At 31.3% G+C, this 14172-nt stretch carries 14 protein-coding genes; 9 read left to right on the forward strand and 5 right to left on the reverse strand.

Annotated elements, in window-relative coordinates:
• Positions 1-148: 148 nt before the first annotated feature.
• From D1816_RS24610 to D1816_RS24625, 4 genes are all read left to right on the forward strand, one after another.
• On the forward strand, positions 149-784 hold the full coding sequence (locus D1816_RS24610) for an LON peptidase substrate-binding domain-containing protein (RefSeq protein WP_118506073.1): 636 nt from the start codon (positions 149-151) through the stop codon (positions 782-784).
• A 142-nt stretch (positions 785-926) separates the two neighbouring features.
• Entirely contained in the window at positions 927-2120 is a 1194-nt protein-coding gene (gene sucC / locus D1816_RS24615) for an ADP-forming succinate--CoA ligase subunit beta (RefSeq protein WP_066313735.1), read from the forward strand.
• Positions 2121-2203: 83 nt separating this feature from the next.
• The gene (locus D1816_RS24620; RefSeq protein ID WP_118506074.1) at positions 2204-2710 is read left to right on the forward strand and encodes a cupin domain-containing protein; all 507 of its coding nucleotides are present in this window, start codon (positions 2204-2206) and stop codon (positions 2708-2710) included.
• A gap of 152 nt (positions 2711-2862) precedes the next feature.
• Positions 2863-3195, forward strand: coding sequence for a hypothetical protein (locus tag D1816_RS24625; protein ID WP_118506075.1), 333 nt, complete (start codon positions 2863-2865; stop codon positions 3193-3195).
• 58 nt (positions 3196-3253) lie between these two features.
• Here the strand turns inward: D1816_RS24625 and D1816_RS24630 are convergent, their stop codons facing one another.
• The 5 genes from D1816_RS24630 to D1816_RS24650 form a co-directional block, all read right to left on the reverse strand.
• Positions 3254-4237: an aldo/keto reductase gene (locus tag D1816_RS24630; protein ID WP_066313731.1), complete on the reverse strand. Its 984-nt coding sequence runs from the start codon at positions 4235-4237 to the stop codon at positions 3254-3256.
• Between the two features lie 38 nt (positions 4238-4275).
• Complete coding sequence (locus D1816_RS24635) at positions 4276-5883, reverse strand: class I SAM-dependent methyltransferase (RefSeq protein ID WP_118506076.1); 1608 nt, start codon at positions 5881-5883, stop codon at positions 4276-4278.
• A 215-nt stretch (positions 5884-6098) separates the two neighbouring features.
• Positions 6099-6293 carry a PLDc N-terminal domain-containing protein gene (locus D1816_RS26325; protein ID WP_118506077.1) on the reverse strand — a complete coding sequence of 65 codons (195 nt, stop codon included), beginning with the start codon at positions 6291-6293 and terminating at the stop codon, positions 6099-6101.
• A gap of 63 nt (positions 6294-6356) precedes the next feature.
• Positions 6357-6971 carry a zinc-ribbon domain-containing protein gene (locus tag D1816_RS24645; protein ID WP_118506078.1) on the reverse strand — a complete coding sequence of 205 codons (615 nt, stop codon included), beginning with the start codon at positions 6969-6971 and terminating at the stop codon, positions 6357-6359.
• Positions 6972-7714: 743 nt separating this feature from the next.
• Positions 7715-7984, reverse strand: coding sequence for a DUF1456 family protein (locus D1816_RS24650; protein WP_118506079.1), 270 nt, complete (start codon positions 7982-7984; stop codon positions 7715-7717).
• A gap of 82 nt (positions 7985-8066) precedes the next feature.
• Here D1816_RS24650 and D1816_RS24655 point away from each other — a divergent pair, with 82 nt between their 5' ends.
• The 5 genes from D1816_RS24655 (at position 8067) to D1816_RS24675 (ending at position 14168) form a co-directional block, all read left to right on the forward strand.
• Complete coding sequence (locus D1816_RS24655; RefSeq protein WP_066314613.1) at positions 8067-8468, forward strand: hypothetical protein; 402 nt, start codon at positions 8067-8069, stop codon at positions 8466-8468.
• A gap of 240 nt (positions 8469-8708) precedes the next feature.
• On the forward strand, positions 8709-9146 hold the full coding sequence (locus tag D1816_RS24660) for an Hsp20/alpha crystallin family protein (protein ID WP_118506080.1): 438 nt from the start codon (positions 8709-8711) through the stop codon (positions 9144-9146).
• A gap of 172 nt (positions 9147-9318) precedes the next feature.
• Positions 9319-10173, forward strand: a complete 855-nt coding sequence (locus D1816_RS24665; RefSeq protein ID WP_066313724.1) for an SPFH domain-containing protein — start codon at positions 9319-9321, stop codon at positions 10171-10173.
• 3 nt (positions 10174-10176) lie between these two features.
• Positions 10177-10362: a hypothetical protein gene (locus tag D1816_RS24670; RefSeq protein WP_066313722.1), complete on the forward strand. Its 186-nt coding sequence runs from the start codon at positions 10177-10179 to the stop codon at positions 10360-10362.
• Positions 10363-10619: 257 nt separating this feature from the next.
• Positions 10620-14168 carry a two-component regulator propeller domain-containing protein gene (locus D1816_RS24675; protein ID WP_118506081.1) on the forward strand — a complete coding sequence of 1183 codons (3549 nt, stop codon included), beginning with the start codon at positions 10620-10622 and terminating at the stop codon, positions 14166-14168.
• Positions 14169-14172: the final 4 nt, after the last annotated feature.

The raw sequence follows: 14172 nt of genomic DNA on the forward strand, positions 1-14172 counted from the left end.
CACGAATTTAAGCCTACGAAATTATCAATAAAATTAGAGATATCAGCGCCAGTTATCTAAAAAATCTACTATAACGATAGATTTTGAGATTTTTAACTTGTGTTTAAGCGTGATAAAGATGGTTAATTAGTATTTTTAATAAAAAAACATGTTACCTCTTTTTCCATTGCAAACAGTTGTTTATCCCGGTGAACGTCTGCCTTTACATATTTTTGAAGAACGTTACCAGCAATTAATTAATGATTGCGAAAATGATGGTATTTCTTTTGGTGTTCCAACGTATATAAACAATAAATTAGATTATGGTACAGAAGTAAAGCTTCAAAAAGTGTCTAAGAAGTATGAAAAAGGAGAAAGTGATGTGGTTTGTGTTGGAACTAGAATTTTTAGAATTAAGAATTTCTTTAAACGGTTTCCAGGTAAACTATATGCAGGAGGTGATGTTGAGTTTTTAACCGATAATGATAGTACCGCAGAAGAGTTGCAAGAAGAGCTATTAAAAAATATAGCGATTTTGTACGTAGAGCTTACCATAGAAAACCCACCTTCTTTTGATATTCCTTTTATAAGTTACCAGGTAGCGCATAAAATAGGTTTAGCATTACATCAAGAGTATCATTTGTTAACATTGCGAAGTGAATTGGAACGATTAAATTATCTTATCGGACATTTAAAAATAACAATTCCTGTTGTTCGTGAAATGAATAGGGCCAAAGAAGTGATACAAATGAATGGTCATTTTAGAAATTTTGATCCTTTAGATTTTGAAGATTTTAAATTGTGATATCCCGTATTGTTTTTTAAAACTTTTTAAAGCAAATTTTTGAAAGATATATCTTCGATGTTTTTTACGATAAAAGATTGGCACAGTAACTTCACTTTTCATATTTTTGGGACTCCTATAAAAAAGGCAAAAAAATAATAGTATGAACTTACACGAATATCAGGGTAAAGAGATATTAAGCAGCTTTGGCGTGCGTATTCAGCGCGGTCTTGTTGCTCAAAATGCTAATGAAGCTGTAGCTGCAGCTAAACAATTAACTGCTGAAACCGGTACAGGATGGCATGTTATTAAGGCGCAAGTACACGCAGGTGGACGAGGAAAAGGTGGTGGAGTTAAACTTGCAAAAAACCTTAAGGAAGTTGAAGAGATTGCTGGTCAGATCATTGGTATGAATTTGATTACACCGCAAACTTCTGCAGAAGGTAAGAAAGTTCACCAAGTATTAGTTGCTGAAGATGTATATTATCCTGGGGATAGTGAACCAGATGAGTTCTATATGTCAGTTTTATTAAACCGTACTTCTGGGCGTAATATGATTATGTATTCTACAGAAGGAGGAATGGATATTGAAACTGTTGCAGAAGAAACACCTCATTTGATTTTTACTGAAGAAGTAGATCCATCTGTTGGGTTACTCCCTTTTCAAGCACGTCGAGTAGCATTTAATTTAGGATTAAGTGGTACTGCATTTAAAGAAATGACAAAATTCGTAATGGCATTATATACGGCATATGTAAAATCAGATGCGTCTTTATTTGAAATTAACCCTGTTCTTAAAACAAGTGATGATAAGATCATGGCAGTTGATGCAAAAGTGACTATTGATGATAATGCATTATACCGTCATAAGAATTATGTGGATATGAGAGATATCCGCGAGGAGAATCCTATTGAAGTCGAAGCAAATGAAGTGGGACTTAATTATGTTGACCTTGATGGAAATGTTGGTTGTATGGTTAACGGTGCTGGTCTTGCAATGGCTACAATGGATTTGATTAAGCAAGCAGGTGGAGAACCAGCAAACTTTCTTGATGTAGGAGGTACTGCAGATGCTAAACGTGTTGAAGAAGCGTTTAGAATTATTTTAAAAGATCCTAATGTAAAGGCAATTCTGATTAATATATTCGGAGGAATTGTTCGTTGTGATAGAGTCGCTCAAGGAGTGGTTGATGCATACAAAAATATGGGTGATGCAATCAAAGTTCCTATTATTGTTCGTTTACAAGGAACAAATGCTGATATAGCTAAAGAATTAATCGATAGTAGTGGATTAGATGTACAAAGTGCTGTACAATTCCAAGAAGCTGCTGATAAAGTACAGGCTGTATTGGCGTAGTACTTTATAGATTGTATACTATATATTCGAAGCGATCTATCTAGATCGCTTCTTTTTTTTGTCATATAATAGTGTAAATCATTATGAAAGAAAAAATAGAAGACATAGTTTATAAATTACAAATGAATCCTCATCCTGAAGGAGGTTTCTATAAAGAGACTTATAGAAGTAATGGATTGATTTCTAAGTCTAGTTTAAGTGAAGGATTTTCGGGAGATCGAAATTATGCTACAGCAATTTATTTTTTACTTACGTCAGAGAATTTTTCTGCATTCCATAGGATTAAACAAGATGAAATTTGGCATTACTATAATGGTTCATCATTATATGTGCATGTTATAGGTTTGGATGGAGTTTATAGAAAATATACCGTGGGGATGCAATTGGATCAAGGAGAGTTGCCGCAATTAGTTGTGCCAGCAGGTTGTTGGTTTGCTTCTAGTGTTAAGGATACTAACAGTTATTCTTTGGTGGGATGTACAGTATCTCCTGGTTTTGATTTTAATGATTTTGAGCTGGCAGAAAGAGAAGCGCTAATTAAAGAATACCCAGATCATCAAAAAGTAATAACCCAATATACTAGAAACTGAAGAAAGCTCTAATAGAGAATGATAAAACATGTAAGTTGTTTTTTTAGGAGCAAAGAAGCTTTTGTTAAGTAATGGTTAAAGATTCTTTTTAACGTAACAAACTGAGATCGTTCGTAGTCTTATAGATATAAATCAATAAAAACGAATAGATCATGAAAAAACTAAATGTATTATTTCTGGCAATTGTAATTGCAGTCAGTTCAGTAGCCCATGCCAATACTAATCCGTCTACTACAGAAAATGTTCTGACCCAAGAGATTAAAGGGTTACTTAAAAAACCTAATTTTAAAATTACAAATGAATTGATAGCTGATGTTATCTTGACGATTAATGATGAAAATGAAATCGTAGTGTTGTCTGTTGATTCTGAAAGTGAGGTATTAGAAAATTACATCAAAGGTCGTTTGAATTATAAAAAAGTTCATACAAGTTTTAGTTCTGATAAAGTCACTTTTAAATTACCAGTGCGACTAGTAGAAGAATAAAACTGTTAAATAGTTTATAGAATTATAAATCCCGGATTAATCAACCGGGATTTATTTTTTACCAGTATTGATGAACATATTTTTTGATATGCTCCTGATAGATATTTCTTATTGTCTCGACATCACCATTTGTAAGATTATTTATACTACTGGCGCTGATATTTGATACTAATTGTTCAACATTAGAGGCTCCAGGAATTACACAACTTATTTCAGGGTGATTTAAAATCCATTTTAAAGCTAAATGTGGTAACGAAACATCTGGAAAATGTTGTTTTAAAAGTTCAACAGTTTCAAGTCCTAGATTGTAATCTACTCCTGAGAAAGTTTCACCTTTGTCAAAAGCATCACCATTTCTATTAAAAGCTCTATGATCATCTTTGTGAAAAGTGGTTTTCTTCGAGTATTTACCACTAAGTAGCCCACTAGCAAGAGGTACCCTTGCGATGATGCCTATATTTTTCTTTTTGGCTTGTTCAAAAAACAACTCATTTGGCCGTTGTCTAAACATATTAAAGATAATTTGAACCGTAGTAACATTATCGTATTCTATAGCTTTTATGGCCTCTTCAACTTTTTCGACACTTACTCCTAATGCACCAATTTTACCCTCGTCTTTTAATTTGTCAAACTCTTCAAATATTTCTGGGCGATAATATACTTCTGTGGGAGGGCAATGCAATTGGATTAAATCAAGTGTCTCTATTCCAAGATTAGTAAGACTGTCCTCGACATATTGCCTTAAGACCTTGGCTGTATAGTTTTTGTTTGTATGGGGGGTGATAAAACGCCCACATTTACTGGCGACGTATATTTTTTCGGATCTTGATTTTATCAATCTACCTACAGCTTTTTCACTTAAACCTTCGCTGTATACATCGGCAGTATCAATAAAGTTGATTCCTGAGTCTATTGCGGTGTTAAGAATTTTGTCTGCATTAGCGTTGTTAAAAGTAGAGCCCCATTTACCGCCTACTTGCCATGTGCCTAAGCTGATTTCAGATATGGAATATCCTGTTTTACCTAAAGTTCTGTAATTCATGTGTGTTTACTAATATTGAATATAGATTACTCTATTTTTTAATGATTTTTAATAAGATAGTTAATGCTAACTGTAGCCAGATCAGAGTCCGGGAATTTTGAAAAATAGGTATTCTCACTTTCTAAGCCAACTTCTTTAACTATTTTAAGAAAAGAAGCAATTTCTAAAATGTATTGGTCCGAGAACCCGTGAGTGGCGTCATATGCAGTAGCAGCTGTTTTGCCAATGTTTTTTGCTGTTAATGATGGAGAGATAGTGTGTAGCTCAATAATGATTAGGCCAAATTTTGCAATGTGAGGTTCCCAGTTTTGTAAGTGATCTTTTAAATTGCGCTCAACATCATCATTGTTTAGTCGTTTTCCTCTATACGAAAATGCTCCAGTAGAAATACTAGGAGCGTCTAATGTAGTGGTTGGTTGGCTCCAAATTCTATTATGATCTAGGAATGTACGAACCGATAATAGGTCTTTCAATTCAATTTGATAATTCTTTTTTAAGTCTTTTTGAAGTAAATCAGGATCACTAATATCTCCCCAAATCACTTTGGCCCATATGTCAGCTTGAACAAGGTTTGCGCGAGTTACCTTTAGAGCAGCTTTATTGTAATCTGCACCAACTAGAAATAATGGGTGATCGTCTAAGTGTTTGCCTCGAAGTGTCTTTGATGCTATGACATCAAATAGATGAATCAAAAAAGCCCCATTTCCACATCCCATATCTAGAATACCCTTAGGTTGTTCGTCTAAAGGTTTATTAAACAAACTAATTATAATTTCATCGATTTTTTTAAAATAGGTAGCATGTGCACCCCCGCTGCCCCATACATTCATCTCTCTATCAACATGAATCTCACTTTCATTTTGAGTTTTCCATAAAATATTAGGATCTCCAAACAGCAACGTATTCATTTTTCTAAACATAGGGATGTATGAAACGGTGACACCATAAGCCGAAGCTCTTTTTGCAAAAAATAAACCTTTTTCTGTGAACGTATAGTGATTGTTAGACTTTGAAAACCAACCTAAGTCAGATAGAAATGTGAGTATGGTGTTAAAACTTTTAGGGTGTTGATGGTATTCATCAGCACTAAAAGATGCTTCCATAAAATATTTATGAAACATACCTCCCATGCCTAAATGAACAACAGTAGGCCCTACAAGGATACCTTCAATATGTTTAAGAATTTGGTTTTGAATTTGATTAGTTGTATTTTCTGAAGAAGGTGTGAGGTTAAAACGATCTTGGTACTTCTTGAATAATTTTTCAAGTTTATAAAAAGGTTCGATTTCAAATTTTCTTGGATGAAATTTACCAGAATACTCAAGTAAATCTACAACGTCTTCATATAGATAAAAATGCTCGAATGCGATTTTTGAATACTCATTAATACTAACTATGATTTCGTTACCTTCATTTTGATACGTTAACCAGCCTTGTGCAGCTAAGATTCGCAAAGCAACATTAATGTATCCTTCATTTGCTTTGTGAGCAGAGGCTATCTGTGTAACAGATGTCTCTTTATGATCTAGAAGGTGTTTTGTGATATCATTTTTGAATAATGAATAAGCAACAGGAGCAACTGCGATTCCGTCTAAATGACGAAAAAGCTCTTCCCTGTATTTTTGTTTTTGTTCGGTGGTGAGCATAGGTGCTTCTTTGAAAGGTTATGGTTAGTTACCCTCCAAATTAAGCATTTATTCTGAATAGCTAAATAGATTAAAAGGATATATGAAGTGATTTTACTTTTTAATTAATTCTTCGATTTGTGATTGTAAGTTTTTTTCTGTCCATACAATATACAAGAACCATTCGACCAATCATTAGTCAACTGTGATCACATATGTCATGATGATAAATCGTTCTATTTTTTTACTATTAATTTTCGTCCCTTAGACAAGTATAAAATTGGTCCAATTATGCCAATCATTGAAATTATTATCCACATTCCTTTTGAACCATTGACTTCATTTGTTAAAATTTGAATTATTGCCACAAGAGTTGTTGTCATAGAGCCTAAGCAAATTAGAAAAAATAAGATTACTAAAAATGTTTCCATATTATTTTCATTTGTTTATTTGATTTATTCCGCAATCGATTCAGGTTGTTGAGCATTGTAAAATTATTTAATAGGATAAATTTTTTTGACCTTTCCTTGTTTAAATAATTCTTTAATTATTTTAATGTCAACCTTTACGGTATCAGTTGAGTAATTTCCTTCACCTCCTATTTGGTATATGAAATCATACTTTTCAATTTCATATTCATTATAATTCAACCAAACAAAGTCTGAAGTGATTTTAATAGTTCTTAGTGTTGTGTAATTTCCATTATCAGTTTCATATTGTATTATTTGTGTTTGATCTCCGTTGGTTAATTTACTTAACTTTTCTTCATTTTTTTTTATTTGATTAACAGCAAAATATCCAATTCCGAATAGGATTATTATTACCCCACTAAATAGCCAAATTGGAATCCATTTCTTTGATTTAAAGTTCTTATAATAAGTTTTGTTTTCAGATTTTAAATCTTTTGGCTCAAATTCGTTATTACACGATGTACATGTGAATATGTTTTTAGTTTTATATGGAGAAATAGGAATGTACATCAAATGATAAACCGATACCTTTTTTTCGACTATTATTTGGCTGGAAGCGTTACAGTTATAACATTTAATTTCTTTCGGTCTGTATGAGTGGATTGAGATTTGGTAGGTTCCTGAAATATAAACTATCATGCAGTTTTAAAAGTATTTGGTTTTTTTAATTATACCTAAGGTAATAACATATATGTCATGACAGAGCAAAATGTTACCTAGCGATCGATAAATTTGCGCATTGTTTGTTGTTGTTTTTTTTTTTTTTTTCATTTTTCAAGCATTGCCCTTACCAAAAATACAACAACCATTCGATTCATTACTTAGTTGCTATGATCACATATATGTTGTTGGCAATCGTTTTTTATTTTAGGGGAATAAGAGAAATACTTTTGACAAAAAAGCACCAAATCCAATAGAGGTTAGTATAAACTACCAATATGATTTGATAAAACTTATTAATTTAATCTTCTCCTCCAAATTCCGAATACGACTTTCTGGTTCTTGTACTTTTTTTCTGATGCTCTTGGTTATTATTAACTGATCTATTTCTTCAATCATAATTTGAAACATTTTTAAGTGTTTGTCAAAAATGTTATATAGTTACCCTGGTAACTATATTTCTCTGATATCACTCAAATATTTAGCAAGTTTATAATCAACTTAAAATTATTTACGCCTGTGACACCTCATGTATTTCAAATGTACTAAAAAATGTATTGGATAAAGTTGAATTATAGGAAATCATAACAAAATCAATGCTTTATGAGGGGGGCTCCGTAGCCTTTATAATGTTACTAATGATTACATCGATAGATGTAATAAATAAAGCATTTATTCTGAATAGCTAAATAGATTAAAAGGATATATGAAGCTTTTTTTACTTAAAAAAAACTAAGAGGTCTTCTTTTTGGGTGTAGTTTCTTTTTTGGCATTGGGCCTCTTAAATGAATAATGAGTCCGTTAAGAAAATTTCTAAGAATTTGATCACCACATTCCATATATTTTGGGTGGTTTTCATTCCTGAAAAAGGCTCCTAGTTCACTTTTTGATACTTTAAAATCTACTAAAGCACAAATTTTAATAATATCGTCGTCACGTAATTTATGTGCAACTCTTAACTTTTTGAAAATGTCGTTGTTTGTCAAACCCATACTGCAAAGGTATGTTTTGTAACTATATTATGGTTAAATATAATTTGAAATTTACTATTTTCGGCAAAAAGTAATTAGGACGATGTATAGTAAAGAAGAAAAATTGAGTTTGCTTTCTGAGATGATACAGTTTGCAAAAGCAGATAAGAACTTTAAGGAACAAGAGTATAACTTTATTGTGGTTGTGGGATCTCAGTTAGGTGTATCAGAAGAAGAAATCAAAAAATTGATTGAAGAAGGAGTAGCAAAAAAGAACTTACAACCAGAATCTCAGCGCATTCTTCAGTTTCATCGTTTAGTACTTCTTATGAATGTTGATCAAGAAACTTCTCTAGAAGAGATTCATAAAATTAAAGATATAGGTTTGCGTATGGGATTGCGACCAGAAGCTTTAGATACCGTTTTAAAAGAAATGCATAACTATCCTAATAAAGTTATTCCGCCTAAAGAATTGATAGCAATTTTTACTAGATTTTATAATTAGTAGAAAAATGTTGATTTATTGATAGCAGATAGTTATTCTGCAATAAAAAACATCTTTACGAGCTTGTCTTGTAGAGATGTTTTTTATTGCGGTTTTGTCATTGTTTTTATATCAAAAACGACAAAAAGTCACTAAATACCATAGTTAAGATGACAAACTGTCATTAAAAATGGATTGGAACCTAATTTGCTATATCCTCATTGTAAATAAAAATATAAATAACATTTAAAAACAAATACAATGAGTTTAATAAAAAGAACAGATAGATTGCCATTCCTTTTCGATGATTTTTTTGCAACTGACTGGTTAGGAGGTACTACAAACACAAGTAGAATTGGATTTAATACTCCTGCGGTTAATGTACAAGAAACAGATAATGATTTTAAAGTAGAATTAGCGGCTCCAGGGCTTAGTAAAGAGGATTTTAATATTGAATTAGATAACGATACGCTAATAATTTCATCACAAACAAAATCTGAAAAAGAAACAAAAGAGAATGCAGGTAAATATACCAGAAAAGAATTTAGTTATGGTTCATTTAAAAGATCATTTAATCTGCCAGAAATTGTTGATAATGCATCAATAGAAGCGATATATGAAAATGGAATATTAGCCGTGATTATCCCAAAAAAAGAAGAGGCTAAAATACAGCCAAAAAGATTAATCGAAATTTCATGATTTGTGTTGAGTTTAGATTTATTTAGTTAATGAGTGAAAAAACGTCCTTTATACAAGGGCGTTTTTTTATTTTTTAAAGATAAATGCTAAGTATTTCTTTTTAAGAGAGGCTGAAATATATTTTTTAAGTCAAAAAAAAATTGTATCATTGTGATATCAAAATGATATTATTATGAATAAAGAGAAAAGAATTAAAGCGATTAGTGGTTATATAATGCTTGGAGCATTGTTATTAGTTTTGATAAGTATGATTTTAGGTTTGATCATAACTGGAAAACCTTTTTTTATAGTTTTACTTTTGGTTTTGCTGTTTATTGGAAAAGGTTTTTTTATTGTAAACCCTAATAGTTCTAAAGTGATGGTGTTGTTCGGTGCATATAAAGGAACAGTAAAGGATAATGGCTTTTTTTGGATTAATCCTTTTTATACCAAACAAAGAATTTCGTTAAGAGCTAGAAACTTTTATAGTGAACGCGTAAAAGTAAATGATAAGATTGGTAATCCGATTTTGATTAATGTTATTTTAGTGTGGAAAGTAAAGAATACATATAGAGCTGCATTCGATGTGGATCAATATGAAGATTTTGTAAGAGTACAAACCGATGCAGCCGTAAGAAAACTTGCAGGTTCATATCCTTATGATAACTTTGCAGATGGAAAAAATGAAGTAACATTGCTATCTGGTATGGATGAGGTTAATGAAGCATTAGAAAATGAAATAACAGAGCGTTTATTGATTGCCGGGATAGAGGTAACAGAAGCACGAATTGGGTATTTAGCTTATGCTCCAGAAATTGCAAATTCAATGTTGAAACGTCAACAGGCTGTAGCTATTGTTGCTGCTCGAAAAAAAATAGTTGAAGGCGCTGTTGGTATGGTAGAAGATGCATTGTTTAAATTATCAAAAGATAATATCATTGATTTTGATGATGATAAAAAAGCATCTATGGTCAGTAATTTGATGGTTGTTCTTTGCGGAGATAAAGAAGCAACCCCAGTAATTAATACAGGTACATTACATTCGTAATCTATGAGTAAAAAAAAATCATTTGTTCTTAGAATTGACCCAGAAACTTTTAAATTAATAGAGAAATGGGCAGATGATGAATTTCGTAGTGTTAACGGTCAGTTAGAATGGATGATGCATAAGTGTCTTAAGGATGCCAAGCGTCTAAAATCAAAAAATCTACCTGAAGATTCAGGAGGTAAAGAATAAAGATTTACATATAAAAATGCCCTTCGTATGAAGGGCATTTTTTATAGGAAAAATACCCTTTCATATAAGATCTAAGTCTCGATATTACCTTTTATAAATCAATATTTGTGACATTTTCTTGAAATAAAGAATGATTGTTTTAATTGTTTTAAGATTTTATAAGTGTATTTTACACTTATAAATATCTTTGTATGAGTAACTTTTATTTGATATTTAATTAGTCTTATGCAGAGTAAAGAGAGTTTTAAGCAATAGAGATGAAACAAAAAGAAGATTATTTATTGAACTTTTTTGTTAAAAGTGAGGTGTTCTTTAAAACAATATTTCTACTACTTGGTTTAGTTACTTCTGCTCAGAAAGTATCTCAAAAATTCACACATTACGGAAAAGAAGAAGGCCTTAGTCAAAGTAGCGTGAATTTTATATATCAGGATTCCAGAGATTACTTGTGGGTAGCTAATTTTGGCGGTATTAATAAGTTTGATGGATATAATTTTACTTCATATTCTAATGAATTCGGAGACAGTTCTTCTATTGCTGATAATGCAGTCTGGACCATTTTAGAATGCAAAGATCAAACGCTTTGGTTTGGTACAAAAATGGGATTAAGTAAGTTTAATTTTGAAGAGAATAACTTTAAAAACTATTTGATACGAAAGCAAAATAAAACCCTGGGTAACCTAGCCGTAAAAACGCTTTTTGAAGATCAAAAAGGGAGATTTTATGTGGGATCAGAAGGTGAGGGGTTGTATATCTTTTCTAAAGAAAAAGAAACGTTTACTTTGGTAGAAGAATTACCATCTACTGCAAAAATAAGTGCTGTCACAGAGGATGTATTGGGTAATTTGTGGATAGGAACCGAAAACCTAGGACTTTTTAAAATCAGTTCAGATAGATCTGAAGTTATAGCCTTTTTTAATATTGGATCGTTTAAAACTAAAACTATTTGGAGTTTACACGCTGACCAAAATCACAATATCTGGATAGGAACAGATAGTGATGGATTAGTAAAGTATAACACGAATACAAATTCATTTATTTTTTATAAAGATCAATCAGAAAAATTTAATTACAAAGGAGGAAACAAAATAAAATCTATAGAAAAAGGAGATGATAATTATATATGGATTGGTAGTGCTACAAAAGGACTTTCCTTGTATTCTTATGAAGAAAATCGATTCTATAATTATAATAAAGACCCTTATGATAGCAATTCTTTATATGATAACGATGTAAGTAGTATATTTTTTGGGGCTAATAATGTTTTATATGTGGGGTTTTATACTAAGGGTTTTGATAAAGTAATACAAAATCCCTTTCAAGTCTTAAAAAACAATCCAAAAATAAGTAATAGTCTAAGTAATAATAATGTTTATTGTATATATCGCGACCATAATGATATTCTTTGGTTTGGTACATATGGAGGAGGGCTTAATCGTTACGACCCGCAAACACAAAAATTTGATCATTTTAAGAATGAAGAAAACAATCCCTCTAGTTTAAGTCATGATTGGGTAAGAATTATTTATGAAGATCGTGCTAATACAATGTGGATTGGAACATGGGGAGGAGGCCTAAATAAATTTAATAAAAAGACTGGTACTTTTAAACGTTACCTACCACAATCAGGAGAAAATAATGAGTTAAGTCATAATATAATTACTGCTATATTCGAAGATAAAGATGGTGAATTATGGATTGGTACGTATGGAGGAGGAATTAATATCTACCAACCAGAAACAGATGATTTTATATCAATCGTTCATGATAAAAAAAATGATGACTCATTAAGTGATGATCATATAACGTCTTTTTATCAGGATAAAAAAGGAATTATATGGGTGTGTACATATGGGGGAGGACTCAATGCCTATGATAAAAGTACGAGGAAGTTTGAAAGATTTTTACCTGATACAGAAAAAGATTTTAGTCTTAATGATCATAAAATATTACATATTTATGACGAACAAGACAAAGATTTTTTTTGGATAACAACATTAGGAGGAGGGATAAACAAGTTTTACTATAAAGAAAAAAAATTCATTAACTATACCGAAAAAGACGGATTGTCTAATAATTCTACAATGGGTATGTTGCAAGATGATAATGAAAGGTATTGGATAAGCTCAAACAACGGTTTGTCACACTTTGATCCAGAGAACGAGACTTTTGTGAATTATACAATAAAAGATGGATTAGTAGGAGATGATTATAATCTTGAAGCCTATGCAAAGACAAATGATGGGGTGTTTTATTTTGGAGGTAAAAACGGAATTACATATTTCAAGCCTAAAGAAATAGAATCAAATGTAGCTTTTCCAAAAATTAATTTTACAAAAGTTAAGATAAATGATAGCGTATATTTTAAAATTCCGGAAAGACTGAATATTCCGTTTGAAAGTCATGCCACTTTTGAATTTGCGGCAATCAACCCTGATAAGCCCAGTAAAATTAATTATGCTTATCAATTAATAGGGTATGATGAAGATTGGCGTTATCTGAATAAGAATCGTTATTTAGAGTTTACTAATTTAAACCCCGGGAGTTATGAATTAAGAATAAAATCAACAGATAGTAATACTTTATGGAATGAAAATTATACCAGTATTTCATTACATATTCCGACACCTTGGTACATGACCTGGTATTTTAAGAGTAGTCTGATTTTAATTCTTGTACTGGCAACATATAGTTATTATCGTATTAAACTTAATAGAGCAGAAAGACGAAACCAGTTGTTAGAGAGAAAAGTAAATGAACGAACAAAAACTATTCAACAAAAAAATATAGCGTTAAGCAAGGAAAAAGATAAAACCGAAGATGCATATACCAAATTGAAAAAGCTAGAGAATTTTAAAAATGAATTTACAGGTATGTTGGCTCATGATCTTAAAAATCCTTTGGTTACAATTTTGGGATATTCTTCTGATACTTCTGATAACCCTAACCTGAAAAGTATCAATAAATCTGGTAAGACGATGCTTAATTTAATCGAGAATATGCTAGAAGTGCAAAAGTTTGAGAGTACAGATGTTCAATTAAATATGAATACGTGTAACCTTAGAAGAGTAATTCTAGAAGGAACAGATCATGTTAATTTATTGGCGTCAGAAAAACGAATACAAATAAATAATACCGTTGATGAAATCTATAGCGTAAATATAGATCGAGATGTTATCGAAAGAGTTTTTATAAACCTTCTAACAAATGCAATCAAATTCTCTAAATCTGAGGAATATATAGAAATCTCAGCAAAAGTAGAAGATAAAAACCCTAGTAAGATCATTGTTTGTGTAAAAGATAATGGATCGGGTATACCGAAACACCTTTTGTCTTTTATATTTAATAAATTTTCACAAATAGAAGCAAAAGATTCTGGAGTGGCCCAATCTACTGGATTAGGATTGTCTTTTTGTAAAATGGCAATAGAAGCACATGGTGGTGAAATTTGGGTTACATCAGAAATTAATAGAGGTAGTTCTTTCTTTATTACGCTTCAAAGAACATCAGATAGTATTGTTGCCGAAAACCAAACTAACACCAATAACAATGCATATAGCAATCCTATGCATCGTTTAAATTTAGAAGAAAAAGATTTTAATTTGTTGAATTCTTTTACAGAAAAAATTAATACCTTGACCATATACGAAATGGGTGAGTGGCTGGATATTTTTGATAAACTATCAGCCCATGAAACGGATAATGTTAGAAAGTGGCGAGATATGATGATGGAAGCACTTACAAGTTTTGACGAAAAAGCCTTTTTATATCTTAAAGAAAAAGTACTGAATACATCTTTGAAATGATACC

This window comes from Aquimarina sp. AD10 (assembly GCF_003443715.1).
GTDB lineage: Bacteria > Bacteroidota > Bacteroidia > Flavobacteriales > Flavobacteriaceae > Aquimarina > Aquimarina aggregata.

What these genes read in the sequence shown, in the direction of transcription:
- D1816_RS24610 (WP_118506073.1), top strand. Translation starts at nt 149, where the DNA reads ATGTTACCTCTTTTTCCATTGCAAACAGTTGTTTATCCCGGTGAACGT.
- sucC (WP_066313735.1), top strand. Translation starts at nt 927, where the DNA reads ATGAACTTACACGAATATCAGGGTAAAGAGATATTAAGCAGCTTTGGC.
- D1816_RS24620 (WP_118506074.1), top strand. Translation starts at nt 2,204, where the DNA reads ATGAAAGAAAAAATAGAAGACATAGTTTATAAATTACAAATGAATCCT.
- D1816_RS24625 (WP_118506075.1), top strand. Translation starts at nt 2,863, where the DNA reads ATGAAAAAACTAAATGTATTATTTCTGGCAATTGTAATTGCAGTCAGT.
- D1816_RS24630 (WP_066313731.1), bottom strand. Translation starts at nt 4,237, where the DNA reads ATGAATTACAGAACTTTAGGTAAAACAGGATATTCCATATCTGAAATC.
- D1816_RS24635 (WP_118506076.1), bottom strand. Translation starts at nt 5,883, where the DNA reads ATGCTCACCACCGAACAAAAACAAAAATACAGGGAAGAGCTTTTTCGT.
- D1816_RS26325 (WP_118506077.1), bottom strand. Translation starts at nt 6,293, where the DNA reads ATGGAAACATTTTTAGTAATCTTATTTTTTCTAATTTGCTTAGGCTCT.
- D1816_RS24645 (WP_118506078.1), bottom strand. Translation starts at nt 6,971, where the DNA reads ATGATAGTTTATATTTCAGGAACCTACCAAATCTCAATCCACTCATAC.
- D1816_RS24650 (WP_118506079.1), bottom strand. Translation starts at nt 7,984, where the DNA reads ATGGGTTTGACAAACAACGACATTTTCAAAAAGTTAAGAGTTGCACAT.
- D1816_RS24655 (WP_066314613.1), top strand. Translation starts at nt 8,067, where the DNA reads ATGTATAGTAAAGAAGAAAAATTGAGTTTGCTTTCTGAGATGATACAG.
- D1816_RS24660 (WP_118506080.1), top strand. Translation starts at nt 8,709, where the DNA reads ATGAGTTTAATAAAAAGAACAGATAGATTGCCATTCCTTTTCGATGAT.
- D1816_RS24665 (WP_066313724.1), top strand. Translation starts at nt 9,319, where the DNA reads ATGAATAAAGAGAAAAGAATTAAAGCGATTAGTGGTTATATAATGCTT.
- D1816_RS24670 (WP_066313722.1), top strand. Translation starts at nt 10,177, where the DNA reads ATGAGTAAAAAAAAATCATTTGTTCTTAGAATTGACCCAGAAACTTTT.
- D1816_RS24675 (WP_118506081.1), top strand. Translation starts at nt 10,620, where the DNA reads ATGAAACAAAAAGAAGATTATTTATTGAACTTTTTTGTTAAAAGTGAG.